Below are 18,083 nucleotides of genomic sequence, written 5' to 3'. Positions count from 1 at the left end.
TTCCTCAGATCATCTCGTTGGTGGTCAGCCAGCGCATCACCGGCCACCCGACGAACACCGGCAGCCAGCAGGTCAGCATCCGGTACAGCAGCACCGACGGCACACCGATCGCCGCCGGCACCCCGAAGGCGGCCAGGCCACCGATCAGCGCCGCCTCGACGGCACCGACGCCGCCGGGGGTCGGGGCGGCCGAGGCCAGCGTCCCACCGACCATCGTGACGACCGTGACGGCGACGAATGTCGTTCCCCCGCCGAAGGCTTCGATGCTGGCCCACAGCGCGAGCGCCGCGCCGAGGGTGGTGCCCGCGCAGCCCAGCAGGATCAGCGCCAGTCGCCGCGGCTCGCGGGCGAGCTTCACCAGGTCGCCGACCACCTCGTTCAGCTTCGGGCGCACCTCGGTGGACAGCCACCGCCGCAGCGTGGGCACGAACAAGAACGTCCCGATGATGCCCAGCGCCACACCCGCGATCAGGTACAGCAGGGTCGCGCTCGGCACGAAATGGGAGAGATTCATCGAGGCGCCGGCGGCGGCGCTGAACACGACCAGCAGCGCGATATGGGCGATCACCTGCACCGACTGCTGCAGCGCCACCGCCGCGGTCGCCCGCATGGCCGACAGGCCGCTCTTCTGCAGAAACCGCGTCGACAGCGCCAGCCCGCCGACCCCGGCGGGCGTGGTGGTCGCGGCAAAAGTGTTGGCCACCTGGGCGATTGACAGCGTCCAGAAGTTCACCATGCCGTCGGCGCAGGCCCACAGCGCCGCGGCCGCACCGACGTAGGTGAGTGCCGACACCAGCAGGCCCACCAGCGCCCACGACCAGTTCGCCGTCTTCAGCTCCGAGAAGAACGTCGGTGCCGTGCTGATGAAGGGATACGCGACATAGACCAGCGCGCCGAAGAGCACCAGCTGGATCATCTGGCTGCGGGTGAAGCGGGTGATGGTTTGCGGCTTGATCTGATCGGCGCCGGTTTGGCGCTTCACCTCCGCGCGTGCGGCGGAGATGACCGTGCCGGCGTCCGGCACCGACCGCCGAATGAACCGCGGCACAGCGACTTTGGTGAGCCGGCGGGACGCCGACAAAATGGTGTCTGCGCCGAACACCTCGATCGCGGCGCGCACCGCGGACTTCGGGTCATACAGCGCCGACGCCGTCACCAGCAGCTGCGCGATATCCGACTGCAGCTGGGCATCGGTCGCGCCGTACTCGGCGCTGCCGAAGCTGCCGAACAACACCGCGCCGTCGTCGACGGTGATGTGCTGGCTGCGCAGATCGCCGTGGGCGATCTGGCGGTCGTTGAGGATCCGCAGCGCTTCCCACAGCCGGACGACGGGCGTCGTCGCCGCGCAGCGGTCGATGGGCGTGCCCCGAGCGGGCTTGTGCGAGTGCAGCATCCATCCCCGGTCCAACGGGGCGAGGGCGACCGTCGCGGTGTTGGCCAGGCCGGCGTCACCGATGGCGATCGTCATCAACGCGCGATGCTCCACCGCGCGGCGCATCGACGTCACCAGGGGAGCGGTCTCGGTGTCGCGCAGCTTCAGCTTCCCCCACAGCTGGCGTAGCGCGCCGCCGCTGCGCTGGTGCGGGCCGTACAGCTCGACCAGCGCGGTCCGGCCGGAATCGTCGTCGCCGTCGGCCGAAAGAATGAGCGGGCCACGCCCGGCCGGCCGGACCACAGTGAGCCGCGAGACGACGAAGCCGGCTTTGGCCATCGCGCGCACCGCGGCGTCCAGCGGCACCTCGAGCGCGGGGGTGCCGACCACCAGCACCACCAGCGCGCCGACCACCCACCCGACCGCCAGCCCCACCAGCGATCGCGCCGGAACGACGGCGCTGATCACCAGGTGGATCGGGACGAAGGCCCACAGCAGCGCCCACCACCAGTGCCGCCAGCGCGCCGGCAGCCAGGGCCCCGACACCGTCAGCACCGCCGCCAGCATCCCGATCCACCGCGGGTCGTCGAGCAGCTGCGCCGGCAGCGTGCTCAGCCGGTCGTGGACGTCGAAGTGCCACCGGGGCGCCGCCAGGCCGGTGCCGCTGATCGACAAGAGCACGATCGCGCTCAGCCCCGCGGTCGCGTAAGCGCCCAGCAGTTTCCACTGCCCGGCGACGATCAGGCCGATGAGGATCATGAACGGTAGGGCCACGATCGCCAGCCCGTACGCCAGGTACACCACGTCGGATTGGGTGGGCGACAGGACGCCGACGATCTGCGAGACGGATTTCTCCAGCGCGATCCACTGCGGGCGGGTGACCACCGAACCCGTGATCACCAGCGCTAAAAAGAGCGAGGCCAGGACGAGTCGCAGGATGTCGTTGGTCCGTCGGGTCAGTGGCTGCAGCAGGCTGCCGGAAACGGGGATGTCGCGCCCGTCAACTCGCATGTATCAACGATCCTTCGGATTCGCCCCTGCCGATGGGCTCGCCGACAAGTTAACTTCAATACCCGGCTCGGGGACAGCTGCCACTCATCCGCCGCGCGTAGGGTCGGGTACGTAGCCCTGCTAGCGAAGTGGGAAGGACGTGCGCGTGGCCAGGACCGACAACGACAGCTGGGAGATCACCGAGAGCGTGGGGGCGACCGCCCTGGGCGTGGCCGCCGCCCGCGCCGCGGAGACCCGCGGCGAGAACCCGTTGATCAGCGATCCGTTCGCCCAGGTCTTCCTCGACGCCGCCGGTGACGGCGTGTGGAACTGGCATTCGGCCGGGCGATTACCTGACGCTGTCGTCGAAGCCGAACCGACGCTGCCGCTGCAGATGCAATCGATGGTCGGCTACATGGCCTCGCGCACCGCGTTTTTCGACCAGTTCTTCCTCGACGCGACGGCCGCCGGCATCCGGCAGGCGGTGATCTTGGCGGCGGGTCTGGACGCGCGGTCGTGGCGGTTGGCCTGGCCGGCGGGGACGACGGTCTACGAGCTCGACCAGCCCCGGGTGCTGGACTTCAAGGCGTCGACGCTCGCCGAGCACGGCGCGCAGCCCGCCTGTCACCGCGTCCCCGTCGCGGTGGACCTGCGCCAGGATTGGCCGGAAGCGTTGCGGCAGGCGGGTTTTGACGTCAGCGCGCCCAGCGTGTGGTCGGCCGAGGGGTTGATGCCCTATCTGCCGGCCGCGGCGCAGGAGCTGCTGTTCGAACGCATTCAGGGACTCACCGTCCCCGGCAGCCGGGTGGCCGTGGAGGCGCTGGGCCCCAAGTTCCTCGACCCCCAGCTTCGCGCGAGGCGCCGGGAGCGGATGGATCGCATCGCGGCGCTGATGGCCGAGGTCGATCCCGACCGGCAGGTGCCGAGGACCGACGAGCTGTGGTACTTCGAGGAGCGCGAGGACGTCGGCGAGTGGTTCGGCCGTCATGGCTGGGACGTGACGGTGACACCGTCCGACGAGTTGATGGCCGGCTATGGCCGAGCGGCGGCCAAGGAGGTGCGGGACTACGTGCCCGGGAACCTGTTCGTCGCGGCGCAGCGGGCGGCCGGCTAGGGTCCCGAGTCGCCTTCTCTCTTTGGCCAAGCCGTCGCGACGCCTGACGCGGACGCGTTTTCGAATACGGAAAACGCATATCGAAATTCCTTGTGTCACTGTGGTTTCAGTGGTCACAATCCGGGGTTTTTTGTCGGTGGGCCTCGATAGTTTGGCGGTGTGAGTTCCACTGGTCTGCCCGATGTCGACGCGGTGTTCGACGCGCTCGATGCCGAGGTGGACCGCGCGTGTGCGTTGGTGCTCGACGCGTTGACCGTTCAGCAGCAGCTGGCGGTGTTGGAGCGCTGTGAGAGGCTGCGCCGGCGCATCCCGGTCATTGAGCATCCGCTGCTCAATTCGCTGGCCCGCCAAGTCCCGTCCCAGGATCTGGGCGGCGGCTTGTCCCATGCTTTGACGGAATGCACCCTGATCAGCCGTCACGAAGCGTCTCGGCGTATCAAAGAGGCCGCCGATTTAGGTCAGCGCCACGGCCTGACCGGTGAACCGTTGCCGCCGGTGTTGGCGGCCACCGCGGCGGCCCAGCGCGCCGGAGACCTGGGCGCGGGTCAGGTGGCCGTGATCCGCAAGTTCTACTACCAACTACCCGGCTGGGTGAGCGCTGCGGCGCGTGAGTTCGCCGAAGCCCAACTGGCCGGGTTCGGCACCCAGTTCGGCCCCGAACACCTCAAAGAATTGGCCCGCGGGCTCACCGATGCGCTTAACCCCGATGGCACGTTCACCGACGAGGACCGGGCCCGCAGCCGCGGGGTGACCCTGGGCAACCAACAAGCCGACGGCATGTCGGAGTTGCGGGGCCTGATCACCCCCGAGCTGCGGGCCACCCTCGAAGCCGTGGAGGCCAAACTCGGTGCCCCGGGGATGTGCAACCCGCTCGATGACATTCCGTGTGTGGAGGGCACGCCTAGCCAGGCCGCCATCGACCGTGATACCCGTTCGGCTGCTCAGCGCGGCCACGATGCCCTGCTGGCCGGGCTGCGTGGGCTGTTGGCCTCTGGGGAGTTGGGTCAGCACAACGGGTTACCGGCCTCCATCATCGTCACCACCACCCTGGCCGAGTTGGAGGCCGCCGCCGGGCGAGCCCTGACCGGCGGGGGCACCATCCTGCCGATGAGTGAGGTGATCCGCCTGGCCCGCCACGCGCATCACTACTTGGCGATTTTCGATAAGGGCAAGGCCCTGGCGCTGTATCACACCAAGCGGCTGGCCTCCCCGGGGCAGCGAATCGTGTTGTACGCCAAGGACCGCGGCTGCACCGCCCCGGGCTGCACCGTGTCGGGCTATTACTGCGAAGTCCACCACGTCACCGACTACAGCAAGTGTCACAGCACCGACATCAACCAGCTGACCTTCGCCTGCGGCCCGCATCACCGCATGCTGGACCCCGGCGGCTGGACCACCCGAAAGAACACCCGCGGCGAGACCGAATGGAAACCACCACCCCACCTCGAGCGCGGCCAACCCCCCACCAACACCTACCACCACCCCGAAAAACTCCTCCACCACGAAAGCAACGACGACGAAGCCGACAATCCAGGGGCGGCATAACGGGGTTCGCGATCGCCACTAGATCCGATCGCCGCTAGGTCAGATCGCGCCGACCCGCTTCGCCCGGCTGGTTGGCTAGCGGGCTTCGGAACCCGGCTCTGGCGAACCGGTGTCCGCGTCACGGCCGGCGTGAGTGCGCCATCTCCGGTACCCGCGGTGGGCGGCGAACGCGCCGACGATGGCGCTCACGCACCACACCGCGATCGCCGCGTAGGCCAGCGGCGACGACCGGTTGCCGATCGAGGCGCCCAGTGCGGTGTAGACGAAGGCCCGCGGAACCGAACCGATGAACGCGCCAGCGGCCATCTGCCACAACGGAACTCCGAACGCCCCGAACGCGTACGAGGCCAGCGCGTCCGAGATGCCGGGAACGAAGCGCTGCCCGACCACCGCCCACAGCCCCCGGCGCCCGATCAGGGCGTCGAAGCGGTCGGCGCGCTGCGCGCCCAGCAGCGCCCGGGCGCTGTCGCGGCCCGCCCGCCGGCCGACGAAACTCGCCACGATCGCGGTGCCCACCGTCGCGCCCAGCGTCACGAACACGCCCAGTAGCGGACCGAACAACAATCCGCTGCCCGCGGCCAGAATCGAGCCCGGCACGAACAGCGCCCCGGCCACCGCCGAGACCACGACGTAGGTCAGCGGGGCCGCCGGCCCGGTGGCCGACACCACCCGCCGGATCTCCTCGATGTCGATGACGTGCGCGACGGCCACCAGATAGAACGCCACGGCCAGAAAGGCCGCGAACACGGCGAGCCGCACGACCGGGCCCCGCCGCGAGACGGGTTGGGACGCCGGGGCGGGACCGTCGCCCTCGCCCCCGCCGTCCGTCACGTTGCGGCGGCGTCGGCCCGCAGCCGTTGCCGCAATCCGGTGGCCCGCATCGCCCGGCGCTCGATCGCCGCGCGCACCGAGGCCTCGGGCCCCACCACCCGCACCCTGGTCTGCGCCCGGGTCACGGCCGTGTAGAACAGTTCCCGCGTCAGCAGTCGCGAATCCTCCGGCGGTATCAGCACGGTCACCTCGTCGGCCTGGCTGCCCTGACTCTTGTGGATGGTCATGGCGTGCATCGTCTCCACCTCGCCGAGACGGCTGGTCGCGAAGTCTAGCGGCCCGCTGGCACCGGCGATGACCGCCCGCAGGCCCTCCGCGCCGGTCACCGCCACACCGGTGTCGCCGTTGTAGAGCCGCAGGCCGTAGTCGTTGGCGGTCACCAGCAGCGGGCGCCCGGCGTACCACTGCGACCATGCCGGCTGCCCCGTCGCCTCGGCAATCCACTTCTGCACCAACGTGTTCCAGTGTGTCGCCCCATACGGGCCCTCGCGGTGCGCGCACAGCAGCCGGTGTTCGTCCAGCGTGGCCAGCGCCTCGTCGGCCGCGCCCAGCAGCGCGGCCGACCGCAGCCGCAGCGCGTGCGCGACGAGCACCTCGCGCAGCCGATCGGCCGGGCGCTGCGCATCCACCCACTCGACGTGCTCGCCCCCGGCCGCCAGCAGCTCCACCACCCGGTCCGCGTCGCCGACCCGAATCGCCTCGGCCAGCGCGCCGATCGACGTGCCGTATCGGTGCGGCGTGCGCAGGGCGGCCACCCGCACGTCGCCGCGGGCGGACAGCCCGTCCACCAGGTCGGCCAGCACGGCGCCCGCCTCCACCGAGGCCAGCTGGTCCGGGTCGCCGACCAGAATCAACCGGGAGTCCGGGCGGACCGCTTCGGCCAGCCGGGCCATCATCGTCAACGACACCATCGACGTCTCGTCCACCACGATGACGTCGTGCGGCAGCCGGTTGGCGCGATTGTGCTTGAACCGCACCGACGTATCCGGCCGGGGACCGAGCAGCCGGTGCAGCGTGGTCCCGGACAGGCCGGCCAGCCGCGCCCGGTCGGCCGCGCCGAGCCGTTGGGCCCCCGCGGCCACCGCCTCGGCCAGCCGCGCCGCCGCCTTGCCGGTCGGTGCGGCCAGCGCGATCCGCGGCGGCGGCATCCCGGCCCGCTCGGCATGCTCGAGGAGCAGGGCGAGCAGCCGCGCGATCGTGGTGGTCTTGCCGGTGCCGGGGCCACCGGTCAGCACGGTCACCGCCTGCGACACCGCGATTTCGGCGGCGGCCCGCTGCTCCTCGTACCCGGGCTCGAAAAGCCGTTCGTAACTGGACGATTCGATGCCGACCGGCGACGCCGACAAGGCCAGCAGGTCGGTGCACACCTGCTCCTCCTCGAGCCAGTACCGGTCGAAGTACAGCAGATCGCCGAAAAACCGCAGCACCGGCGGCGGCCCGAGCAACGCGCTGGCCCGCACCACCGCCAGCCAGTCGTCGGCGCCGGGCCACGGCAGGTCGGCGTCGCCGAGCAGCCCGGACGCCGCGCGGAGATCGACGCAGACCGAACCGCCCCGCAGCGCGCGCACCACCAGCGCGACCGCCAGGGCCACCCGTTCGTCGGACTCGCCGGTGAGCGCGGTAAGCCGTTGCGCCACATGCACGTCCGCCGCCTCGAAGACGCCGGCATCGCTGAACGTGCGCAGCAATCCGGTCGCGAACATCACGTCTGCCGTCATGCCGGCACCTTCCGGGCGTCGAGCAGGTCCGACAGGGCCGAGGTCAACGACGGCGGTGGCCGCCAACTGAAGACGCCGCACGGGTGCCCGTCGCGCACCGGGGTGTCCGCGCCGCACATGCCGCGCACGAACAGGTAGAGCACACCGCCGAGGTGCCGGTCCGGGTCGTAATCGCGTATCCGCCACCGCAGGAACCGGTGCAGCACCGCGCAGTACAGCAACGCCTGCAGCGGATAATCCGAGTGCAGCATCGCCTCCGCCATCCGTGGTCGGTCGTAGTCGGCGGCGGTCAGCGGCCGCTCGGGATCCCCGAGCAGGTTGGTCTTGTAGTCCACCACCACGAAGCGGTGCCCCGCGCCGTCGGGAATCCGGAGCACGGCGTCGATCGAGCCGGTGAGGTACCCGCGCAACGACTGGTCACCGAGCGCCCGGTCCGTCAGCCGGTCGGCATACGACACCAGCGGATCGTCGGGCGGCAGGTGCTCGCGCAGCAGCGGCGCCAGGTCCGCCAGGCGGGCCTCCGGCCCCACCGACGGCCGATCGCCGCCGGCCAGCGGTAGCTCGAAGTCCAGTTCCCGCAACCGATCCGAGAGCCCGATGCGGCGCAGCGTCAACCCGCCCGCCAGGGGTCCCAGCGGGGTGTCGTGCATCGGCACCATCGCCGCGGCCAGCTCCTCGGGGGTCGCGGCGACCGGCCACCACGCCGAATGCTCCCGGATGTGCTCCTCGAGCTCGGCGGCCAGATCCGCGGCGAACGGGTCGGCCGTCTCCAGCACGGCGTGGACGAGGGAGCCGAACGTCGCGCCCGCCGGAAGGTCCGCCATCGGCGAGGGCACGTCCGGCCCGGCGGCCGGGGAGGACAACGGGATATCGCCGACCTCGTCGTCGAGCCCGACGACGTCGGGCTCGCCGCTGACCCCGCTGGCCTGGGCCACCCGGATCAGGCCCGAATAGGAGGTGCGCCGCCACGTGGTGTCGATGGCGCGGTGGAAGTGGCGGCTGTCCAGGTGCCGGGGCACCGGCGCCGGCGGCAGCGACGGCGCGGGCGCCACCACCGAGTCCTCGATGACCGGCCCGCCCGCGGCCTCCCATTCGCGCAACCGGGCCAGTGCGTCATCGTCGGAGACCTTCGCGGGTTCGCATCGGTCCGGAACGACCGGGTCGCCGGGCCGGCGCCCGCGTAGCAGCCGCGACAGGCCGCCGTTGGGCTCGAAGTACGCCGGTGACCACCACGCCACCACCTGGGCCTGCGCCCGGGTCAACGCGACGTAGGTCAGCCTGCTGTCGTCGCTGGCATCCTCTTTACGGCCCAGCCGCTCAACGGTTTTGAAGTCGGGGCTGTCCTTGCCGCCGACGTGCAGGCAACGCGTGCCGTCCTCGTCGTGGAACAGCACCACGTCGCTGTCCTGGGTGTTGCGGTTGAACGCGAACGGCAGGTACACGATCGGATACTGCAGGCCCTTGCTGACGAAGACGGTCATGATCTGCACGGCGGCGGCGTCGCTGTCGAGCCGGCGGTTGCGTTCGGGGGCGCCGCCGCGCTCGTCGCGTTGCCGGCGCAGCCAGTCGCGCAGCGCCGGCAGTCCGTAATGCTCGCGGTGGGCGACCTCCTGCAGCAGCTGGGTGACGTGCGCCAGGTCGGTCATGTGCCGCTCGCCGCCCCGCCAGCCGAGCACGCGATCGCGCATCCCCAGCAGCTGGGCGGCCTCGAAGATGGCCGCGACGCCGCGTTCCCTGGCGTGACCGGCCCACTCCCGCAGCGTTTTCGCGATCCGGTCCGTCAGTGCGTCCCCGCCGGCCGCCAGCGTTTGGGCCGTCTCGCCGAAGAACATCGTCGCCGCGGCGGCGCGGACCATGCCGGGCCGGTGCGGTTGGTCGAAGGCCTCCAGCAGGCACAACCAGTCCTCGGCGGCCTCGGAGGTGAACACGTCGGTGTTGCCGGTGTAGACCGCGGGAACGCCGGCGGCGCACAGGGCCTTGAAGCAGGCGTGCGCGTCCCGGTGCCGTTCCACGATGACCGCGATGTCACGGGCCTGCAGGGGCTCGCCGTCGAACGTGGCGCCGGCGGCGAGCAGGGCGCGGATGTCGGCGGCGAGGTCGGCGCCGATGTGCTCGCGCAGTTCGTCGATGGGCAGGTTTTGAATGCCGCGGCGTCCCAGTGTTTTTCGCGACACGACGCGCAACCGGAACGGGTCGTTGCGGGGCGCGCCGGCGAGCCGGTGGCCGCGGTGATGCGCGCCGACATCGTTCACCACGATCGCGGGGTCACCGAGCTGGGCGCCGCGCAGCACCACCTGCAGCCGCGCCACGAGCGCGGAATCGCTGCGCCAGTTGATGTCCAGCGTCTTGCGCTCACCCGCCGTCTGGGCCGCCCGCAGGTAGGTCACGATGTCGCCCCCGCGAAACGCATAGATCGCCTGTTTGGGGTCGCCGATCAGGATCACCGTGGAGCGCCCGCTGAACGCGCGGTCGATGACCTGCCATTGCACCGGGTCGGTGTCCTGGAACTCGTCGACCATGACGATCGGCCAACGCTGGTGCATCCGCAGCCGGGCGGGGGAGCCGTCGGTGGCCAGCGCGTCGGCCAGTCGGGTCAGCAGGTCGTCGTAGCCGAGGACTCCCAGCCGGCGCTTGCGCGTATCAAGCTCGGCCAGAACGTCATTGGCGAACCGGAGGCAGACGGCGGCCCGCGAATCGGGGTCCGGGTCGCGCGGCCGCAGCTGGGTCGACGGGTTGTTGACCACCTCGCGGGCCAGCCGCAGCGCCTCGGAGTAGTGCAGCGCCGGGTCGTCGCGCTCCTGCCCGAAGTGCGCCAGGTAGAGGTCGTCGACGATCTCGGTCACCAGGTCGTCGAGGCTGTCGAGCAGGGTCACGCTGGCGGCGGTGTCGCCGGCCACGCCGAGCGAGCGCAGCACCAGCTGGCAGAACTGGTGGGTGGTGGCGATGGTCGCCGCGTCGAAGCCGGCCAGCGCGTCGCGGAGACGCTGTCGGCGCGCCGCGCGCTGATCGTCCGTGCCGTCCAGCAGGTACGCCACCAGCTGGTTGTCGCCGACCGTCGACGGGTCGGCGAAAGCCCTTACCGCGTCGACGATTTGGCAGCGGACACGTTCCCGCAGTTCCTGGCTGGCGGCGCGGCCGAACGTGATGAGCAGCATCTGATCGAGGCTCGCCGCGCCGTCGGCGAGATACCGCGTCACCAGGCCCGCCAACGCGAACGTCTTGCCGGTGCCCGCGCTGGCCTCCAGCACGGTGGTTGAGCGCTCGGCCGGCAACGGGCCCAACAGGTCGAAGCGCTGCATCAGATGAGCTTCCGCTCGGCGCGCAGCATCGGCAGCCACAGCCGGGCCGCATACGCGCCGAGCCGGTTGTCCTCGCCGTCGCACTCCTCGCCCGGCCGCACCGGCTGCATCAGATCGTCCAACGGCGCGCCGCGCCCCCACGCCCGCACGTGCGCCGGCGCCTGGTCCTCACCCGGGAAGCGGTCGCTGGTCTTCCACCGGCGCCGCGCCTCGGCCGCCGGGTCGTCGCCGCCGTGCCGGGCCGCCGCCCACGCGTAGGACGTCTTGATGGGCAACGGAATCGGTTCCCGCCGTCCCGCGTCGTAGATCGTCACCAGCTCGCGCAGCACCTCGACGGGATCGCCGTCCGGTGGCCCCAGCCCCTCGACCCGGATGCTTCTGCCGCGGCGCATCCGGCCGATGCACACCGCCGACCAGTCGCGGCCGGGGTCGTGAGCGGCCAACGCCAGCAACGGAATCCACGATTCGAGCAGGTGCTTGCCGTCCAGCCTCGAATAGGTCACCGACACCAGGGCGTCGTCGTAGACCGGCGACACCGTGCCGGTGAGCCGGCGACCGGCGCCCAGGTCGACGTCGACGTCATAGGCGGCGGCCGATCGGTGGTCTTGCCGATGCCGCAGCGCCTCGAGCGCCAGCGCGGCGGCCTGGTCGCGGATCTCGGTGACCTTGCGCCAGCCCAGCTGGCCGGGGGGCAGTGTGCCGCGGCGCCATTCGGCCTGCCGCGCGTCATCGGGGCTCATCCCGCGCAGGATGTCGCCCAGCATCCGGTCGCCGACGGTCCACTCCTCGAGGCCGTTGATGTCGACCGGCATGGCGTCTTGGACGCCGTCGACGTCGTAGGGCAGCGTGAATTCCAGGGCGCGGAAGAAGCCCTTCACCGGGTCTTTGAAGAAGCCGACGAGGTCGGCGAGGTTGACGTCGTCGGCCGGCGGGGGCGGCAGCGGCGCCGCAACGAATTTGGGTTGTTCGGTGTGTTCGCCGGTGGCCGCGCGCGCCGCGCGCAGCACCGTGGGGTCGAAACTGAACGGCACCTTCGGCACCAGTTCGCCGGGGATGACGTTGCGAACGTCGAACGGCTGCAACGGATGCTCGATCACGATGCGGTGGCGCACCTTCGTCGGCGTCGTCACGTCGAGGGCGTCCAGCAATTCGGCCAGCGGCACCGCGGGTGGGCGCGGCTGCCCCGAATATTCGTTGGCGCCGGTGTACGTGATCACCAGTTTCTCGGTGGCGGCGCCGATCGCGTCGAGCAGCAATTGCCGGTCCTCCGAACGGATGTCGCGTTCCCCGGTCATCGGGCGGCGGGCCAGCGCGTCGTCCCCGTCGACGACACCGAGACGCGGGAACAGCCCGTCGTCCAGGCCGACCAGGCACACCACCCGGTGGGGGACCGAGCGCATCGGGACCATGGTGCACACCGTCAGCGTGCCGGTGCGGAAGTTGGCCCGCGTGGGGCGCCCGGCGAGGTGCCGGGTCAGCAGCGCGCGGATGTCGGGCAGTCGCAGCATCGTGCCGCCCCGTGACCCGGCCTGCGCCAGGACCGCGGCGAACTCCCGTTGCACCTGACCGGTCTGCCACTCCTCGGACTCGTGCACCCGCGTCAACGAGGCGATGGCGCCGGCGAGGGTGGCCAGCCACTCGGTCAATGTCCTTGTGCCGGTGAGGGAGTCGACCACGTGGTGCAGCCGGGCGACGAATTCGGCGAACTGGCCGGCCAACGGGACCCGGTTGCTGCTCACGTCGTCGAGCGGCAGCGTCGCGTCGATCCATGCGTTCGAATCGTCGGACATCGCGACGCCGGCCAAGATCCGGTCGATGCCGAAACGCCAGGTGTTGTGCACGAAGTCGACGTGGTAGGGCCGCCGGTGCTCCTGGTCCAATCCCCACCGGATGTTGGCCTGCCGCACCCAGCGGGTGATGGCCTCCAGATCGTCGTCGGTGAACCCGAACCGGGCGCGCACCGGGGCGGCCTGTGCCAGGTTGAGCACCTCGGTGGCCGTCACCCTGCCGCCGGCGAGCCCCAGCAGTTGGGAGGCCACAGCCAGCAGCGAATTGGTCTGGACCAGTGAGCGATCCGCCAGGAGCACCCGTAGCTGGTGGGCGGGATGCGCGCCGTGCACCACGTCGCCCAGGCCGAAGTCGGCCACGATCAGCGGCGCATAGGTTTCGATGTCCGGGCACATCACCAGGATGTCGCGCGGTTCGAGCGTCGGGTCGTCGGCCAGCAGGCCGAGCAGCACCTCGCGCAGCACATCGACCTGGCGGGCCGGGCCGTGGCAGTTGTGGATCTGGACCGACCGGTCGTCGTCGGCCAGCGCGCGCCCCTGCGGCCGCACGGCGTTGGCGGCGATGTCGGACTGCACCCAGCCGAGCAGCGTGTCCGGGCGCGCCTCGCCGGGCAGGTACTCGTCGGTCTGCGCGTCCGCCGGCAGGCCGCGCTGCAGCTCGCGCAGGTCCCGCCCCAGGGTGGCGAGCAGCGGGTGGCCCACGGCGCGGTGGCTGGTGTCCTCGCGGCGGGGGATCGCCCCGCGCGTGCCGGCCAGCGCGCGCCACAGCCGGTCGCTGGGGTGCGGCAGCCACAGGTGCAGCTCGTGGTGGATGGCCAGGGCGGCCAGCAGCTCGGAGTCGGTGCGCGACAACCGGGTGTGCCCGAACAGCGACAGCCGCGCGGGCAGGTCACTGGGCGCCTCGGACAGCCGCGCGAGGGTCTTGGCGTGGCGAATGTGCGGGGGATCGGCCGCGACCCGCGACACCAGCGCCCGCCACAGCTCCGGCTGCCAGCGCAGGTCCTCATCGAGATCGCCCGGGTCGCCGCCCAGCCAGTCGATCAGCAGTTGCGGGCGCTGCCGTGCGTAGGAGGCGAACAGCCCGGCCAACCGGCGCGCCACCTCGTACCGGCGCCCCCGGCGCAGCTCGGCCTCCGCGCCGGTGTGGAAGTGACCGACATGGGTCGCCAGCGGGCGGCACCACGGTTCGTCCAGCGAGTGGTCGATCGCCTCCAGAAGGGGCCACGCCATGGCCTCCGGCGACCACGGATCGTCGTCGGCGGTGCCGGCGATCTCGGCGATCAGCGAGCCGGGGCTGCGGAACGAAACCCCGGCGCACACCCCGCCGGAAACCCCGCCGCCGCGGGCCCGACCGAGCACGTGCGACAGCCGCTGGCTCAGCCAGCGCTCCACCCCGCGCGCCGGGACCACGACGAGCTCGGGGGCGAACGGGTCGGCCGGGGGATCGGCCAGCAGAGCGCCGAGCCCGTCGGCCAACAGATCGGTGCGCTCGGCGCGGTGCAGATGAAGCGGCATTGCGCTGTCACGATAAACCCCGGCGCCCGGGGCGGGGTGCCTACTTCGCCAGGGTGAACTGGTTGACGTCGATGTAGCCGGCCCGGAACGCGTCGGCGCAGCCGGTCAGGTAGCGCATGTAGCGCTGATACACCTCTTCGGACTGGATCGCGACGGCCTCGCTGTGGTGGGCCTCCAGGGCCTCGGCCCAGTGGTCGAGGGTCCGGGCGTAGTGCAGCTGCAGCGACTGCCGGCGTTTGAGGTTGAAACCCATCTTGGACGCGTGGAACTCGACGATCTCGATGGCCGGCAACTGCCCGCCCGGGAAGATCTCCGTGGCGATGAATTCGTTGAAGCTGGTCTGCTCCTCGGTCATCGGCAGGCCCCGCTCGACGATCTGCTGCGGGGTCAGCATGGTGATCGTGTGCAGCAGCATCACCCCGTCGTCGGGCAGGAGGCGGTGTGCCATCGCGAAGAAATCGTCATAGCGGTCGTACCCGAAGTGCTCGAAGGCGCCGATGGAGACGATCCGGTCCACCGGCTCGTCGAACTCCTCCCAGCCGTGCAGCAGCACCCGCCGGCTGCGTTCGGTGTCCATCGAGTCGAAGAGCTTCTGCACGTGGGCGGCCTGGTGTGCCGACAGGGTCAATCCGATGACGTTGACGTCGTACTTCTCGATCGCGCGGCGCGCCGTGGCGCCCCAGCCGCAGCCCACGTCCAGCAGCGTCATCCCCGGCCGCAGGCCCAGCTTGCCCAGCGAGAGGTCGATCTTGCGCAGCTGGGCCTCTTCCAGCGTGATATCTCGGCCGCGGTCCCAGTACGCGCAGCTGTAGGTCATGGTGGGGTCGAGGAACAACCGGAAGAAGTCGTCCGAGAGGTCGTAGTGGGCTTGGACCTCTTCGAAGTGCGGCGTCAGGTGCTCTGCCACGGCGGCCACCCGCCTTTCTGACTTGGGGCATTCAGTTGTTCACGAGCCGCCCGCCCGGGTGGTTCACCACGTCACCACGACTTTCCCGATTTCGTCGTACGCAAACTTGGGCGGGCTTCGCCGATACTTGGGGAACAGCCGCGAGGGAGGGAACCAGATGGATGCTTGGGACGCGATCTGCGCGCGGCGCAATGTGCGCGAGTATCAGCCGCGGGCGATCTCCGACGAGGACCTCGACCGGATCGCCGAAGCCGGATGGCGTGCGCCGTCGGCCAAAAACCGTCAGCCCTGGGACTTCGTCATCGTCACCGACCGCGCCCAGCTGCAGGAGCTTTCCACGGTCTGGCGGGGCGCCGGCCATATCGCCGCGGCGCCGGCCGCGATCGCGATCGTGGCGCCGGTGCCGCCCGACGAGCGCCGGGTGGTCACCGACAACTACGACATCGGCCAGGCCACCATGGCGATGATGATCGCGGCCACCGACCTGGGAATCGGGACCGGCCACTCGTCGGTCGGGGATCAGGAGAAGGCGCGCGCCATCCTGGGTGTTCCCGACGATCACCTGGTGGCTTTCCTGCTCGGGGTGGGCTATCCCGCCGATCGCCCGCTGCGCCCGATCCGCACACCGAATCGCCGGCCGTTTTCCGAGGTGGTGCATCACGGCCGGTGGTGAGACGCGTGAAAAACCTTCGGCGACTTGCTGAGTCGTAAGCTAAGGGGCATGCATGACCACCAGGGCGATTACGGAGTCGACGGTTCGTTTCACAAGTTCTCGGCGCGAACCCAGGCGCTGGGCGTCGGCGCTCAAGTTGTCGCCCTGGCCGTCTGGGCCGCGATCAGCTGGGCGCGCGGCAAGCGGCTCCGGGCGGGGCTGGCGGCGGTGTCGAGCGCCGGCATCGCCGGCAACGCGCTCCTGTACATGTACGCGACGCGGTCCGGGAAATTCGTTGTGTGGGACCGGGTTCTGCGCGATCTGCGGCTCGCCGGCGACGAGACGGTGCTCGACCTCGGGTGCGGGCGCGGCGCGGTGCTGCTGGCCGCGGCCAAGCGGTTGCCGCGGGGCCGCGCGATCGGTGTCGACCTGTGGCAGGCCGACCAGACGGACAACTCGCGGCAGGCCACGCTGGCCAATGCGGTCGCCGAAGGCGTCGCCGACCGCGTCGAGGTGCGCACCGCCGACATGACCGCGCTGCCGCTGGCCGACGAGAGCGTCGACGTGATCGTGAGCAACCTGGCCATCCACAACATCGACGGCCACGCCGGCCGGCGGCGGGCGCTCGACGAAGCCGCGCGGGTGCTGCGGCCGGGCGGCCGGCTCGCGATCGCGGACCTCTGGGAGACGCGTCAGCACGCCGAGCGGCTGCGCGAACTGGGCTGGCGCAATGTGCGGCGGCGCAACCTCGGCTGGCGGATGTGGTACGGCGGCCCGTGGTTCTCCACGCGGCTGGTCACCGCGACCAAACCGGGCTGAGGCGCGATCGGGCCGGCGTGCATGCTGGGACCCATGACGAGAACCGAACTCACCGAACAGATCGTCGTCGCGCGCCTGGCGAAGGGGCTGACGTGGCAACAACTGGCCGACGCCATCGACAGGCCGGTGGTGTGGACGACCTCGGCGTTGCTCGGGCAGCACCCGATTCCGGTCGAGCAAGCAAAGACCCTGGCCGAGCTGCTCGGCCTCGACGAGTCGGTGGTGCCCGTGCTGGCGGCGGCGCCCATGCGGGGCGGCCTGCCCACCGCCGTACCGACCGACCCGACCGTCTACCGCTTCTACGAGGCCCTGCAGGTCTACGGCGGAGCGCTCAAGGAGCTGATCGCCGAACAGTTCGGTGACGGGATCATGAGCGCGATCAACTTCAGTGTCGACATCCAGAAGAAGCCGCACCCGTCCGGTGACCGCGTCGTGGTCACGTTCGACGGGAAATTCCTTCCCTATCAATGGGTTTCGTCGGAGCGGTAGATGGAATCCACCGCACACCAGCCGAAGCCCGTCGATCTGGTGCTCTCCGGCGGGGGCGTCAAGTTCATCGGGCTGGTGGGCGCCATCGTCGCGCTGATGGATGCCGGGTATTCGATCAAGCGGGTGTCGGGGGTCTCGGCCGGTTCGGTGGTCGCGGCGATCCTGGCGGCCGGATCCACCGATGGGCAGCTGACCGGCGCGCAGGTCAAGGAGCTCGCGTTCTCGGTCCCCCTGCGTAAGTGGCGCGACGCCGGACCCGTGCCCTACCTGGGTGCGGCCTGGGGGCTGGTCACCGATTCCAGCATGTACCGCGGCGACGTGGCCTACGACTGGATCCGCAGCGAGTTGAAGAACTTCGGGGTCACCCGCTTCGGCGATCTGCACCTCGACGACGACCGCCTGCTCGAGGGGCGGCGCGACAAGCTGGTGGTCACCGTCGCCGACCTGACCGCGGCGCAGCTGGTGCGGTTCCCGTGGGACTTTCGGCGGCTCTACGGCCTGGACCCCGACGAGCAGCCGGTGGCCGACGCGGTGCGCGCCTCGATGGCGATCCCGTTCTTCTATCGCCCGGTCAAGCTGACGGGCGCCGACGGCTCGACGTCCACCCTGGTCGACGGCGGCGTGCTGTCGAATTTCCCGATCGACACCTTCGACCGCCCCGACGGCAGGGCCCCGCGCTGGCCCACGTTCGGGATCACGGTGCTGCCGAGGCTCACCGAGGGCATCGGCGCGGTGATGCCGGCCCTGAAACCGTTGCGCTTCTTCGAACAGACGGCGTTGCTGGAAAGCCTGGTCACCACCATGCTGGCCGGCCACGACCAGACCCATCTCAGCCGGCCGTGGGTGGCGGCCCGCGCCATCGCGGTCGAGTCGACCGATGTCGGCGTGCTCGACTTCGACATCCCCAAGGGCCGCCTCGAAGAGCTGTACGAGAGCGGCTATGCGGCGGCGCAGGCGTTCCTGTCGACGTGGGATTGGCCGGCTTATCTGGACCGGTTCCGGTAAGCCGTCGCCCCGCCGGGTGAAGTGACGGCTCGTCGCGCAC

Annotated in this window: 12 protein-coding genes; 6 read left to right on the top strand and 6 right to left on the bottom strand. The window is 70.7% G+C overall.

Translation table 11 applies throughout. The features are described 5' to 3' along the window. Positions 1-4 precede the first annotated feature (4 nt). Positions 5-2,383, bottom strand: coding sequence for a lysylphosphatidylglycerol synthase transmembrane domain-containing protein (locus OCQ_RS22205; protein WP_014383323.1), 2,379 nt, complete (start codon positions 2,381-2,383; stop codon positions 5-7). 145 nt (positions 2,384-2,528) lie between these two features. Here OCQ_RS22205 and OCQ_RS22200 point away from each other — a divergent pair, with 145 nt between their 5' ends. Together OCQ_RS22200 and OCQ_RS22195 are read left to right on the top strand one after the other, a co-directional pair. Beyond that, positions 2,529-3,476 carry a class I SAM-dependent methyltransferase gene (locus tag OCQ_RS22200; RefSeq protein WP_014385829.1) on the top strand — a complete coding sequence of 316 codons (948 nt, stop codon included), beginning with the start codon at positions 2,529-2,531 and terminating at the stop codon, positions 3,474-3,476. A gap of 159 nt (positions 3,477-3,635) precedes the next feature. Continuing rightward, positions 3,636-5,021, top strand: a complete 1,386-nt coding sequence (locus OCQ_RS22195; protein ID WP_008260978.1) for an HNH endonuclease signature motif containing protein — start codon at positions 3,636-3,638, stop codon at positions 5,019-5,021. A 75-nt stretch (positions 5,022-5,096) separates the two neighbouring features. Here the strand turns inward: OCQ_RS22195 and OCQ_RS22190 are convergent, their stop codons facing one another. The 5 genes from OCQ_RS22190 to OCQ_RS22170 are packed head-to-tail and all read right to left on the bottom strand — an operon-like array spanning position 5,097 to position 15,078. Continuing rightward, positions 5,097-5,852: a TVP38/TMEM64 family protein gene (locus tag OCQ_RS22190; RefSeq protein WP_009957870.1), complete on the bottom strand. Its 756-nt coding sequence runs from the start codon at positions 5,850-5,852 to the stop codon at positions 5,097-5,099. After that, complete coding sequence (gene recD, locus OCQ_RS22185) at positions 5,849-7,570, bottom strand: exodeoxyribonuclease V subunit alpha (protein ID WP_014385828.1); 1,722 nt, start codon at positions 7,568-7,570, stop codon at positions 5,849-5,851. The genes OCQ_RS22190 and recD overlap by 4 nt, the downstream gene beginning before the upstream one ends. After that, positions 7,567-10,869, bottom strand: coding sequence for an exodeoxyribonuclease V subunit beta (gene recB / locus OCQ_RS22180; protein ID WP_014385827.1), 3,303 nt, complete (start codon positions 10,867-10,869; stop codon positions 7,567-7,569). The genes recD and recB overlap by 4 nt, the downstream gene beginning before the upstream one ends. Next, positions 10,869-14,171, bottom strand: coding sequence for an exodeoxyribonuclease V subunit gamma (recC, locus tag OCQ_RS22175; RefSeq protein WP_014385826.1), 3,303 nt, complete (start codon positions 14,169-14,171; stop codon positions 10,869-10,871). The genes recB and recC overlap by 1 nt, the downstream gene beginning before the upstream one ends. Positions 14,172-14,211: 40 nt before the next feature. Continuing rightward, positions 14,212-15,078, bottom strand: a complete 867-nt coding sequence (locus OCQ_RS22170) for a cyclopropane mycolic acid synthase family methyltransferase (protein WP_008260968.1) — start codon at positions 15,076-15,078, stop codon at positions 14,212-14,214. 157 nt (positions 15,079-15,235) lie between these two features. Here OCQ_RS22170 and OCQ_RS22165 point away from each other — a divergent pair, with 157 nt between their 5' ends. Genes OCQ_RS22165 through OCQ_RS22150 form a run of 4 tightly spaced genes read left to right on the top strand, consistent with a single transcriptional unit; the run spans position 15,236 to position 18,043 of the window. Then, a complete protein-coding gene (locus tag OCQ_RS22165) occupies positions 15,236-15,751 on the top strand; it encodes a nitroreductase family protein (protein ID WP_008260966.1) in 516 nt (171 codons plus the stop codon). 48 nt (positions 15,752-15,799) lie between these two features. Continuing rightward, on the top strand, positions 15,800-16,549 hold the full coding sequence (locus OCQ_RS22160; protein WP_008260964.1) for a class I SAM-dependent methyltransferase: 750 nt from the start codon (positions 15,800-15,802) through the stop codon (positions 16,547-16,549). A gap of 33 nt (positions 16,550-16,582) precedes the next feature. After that, positions 16,583-17,038 (top strand): cyanase, encoded by a 456-nt coding sequence (gene cynS / locus OCQ_RS22155; protein WP_008260963.1) that lies wholly within the window; start codon positions 16,583-16,585, stop codon positions 17,036-17,038. Beyond that, positions 17,039-18,043: a patatin-like phospholipase family protein gene (locus OCQ_RS22150; protein ID WP_008260961.1), complete on the top strand. Its 1,005-nt coding sequence runs from the start codon at positions 17,039-17,041 to the stop codon at positions 18,041-18,043. Positions 18,044-18,083: the final 40 nt, after the last annotated feature.

This window comes from Mycobacterium paraintracellulare, assembly GCF_000276825.1.
GTDB classification, from domain to species: domain Bacteria; phylum Actinomycetota; class Actinomycetes; order Mycobacteriales; family Mycobacteriaceae; genus Mycobacterium; species Mycobacterium intracellulare.
Note: the sequence above shows the minus strand (reverse complement) of the source record. Positions and strands in the feature narration are given on the sequence as shown.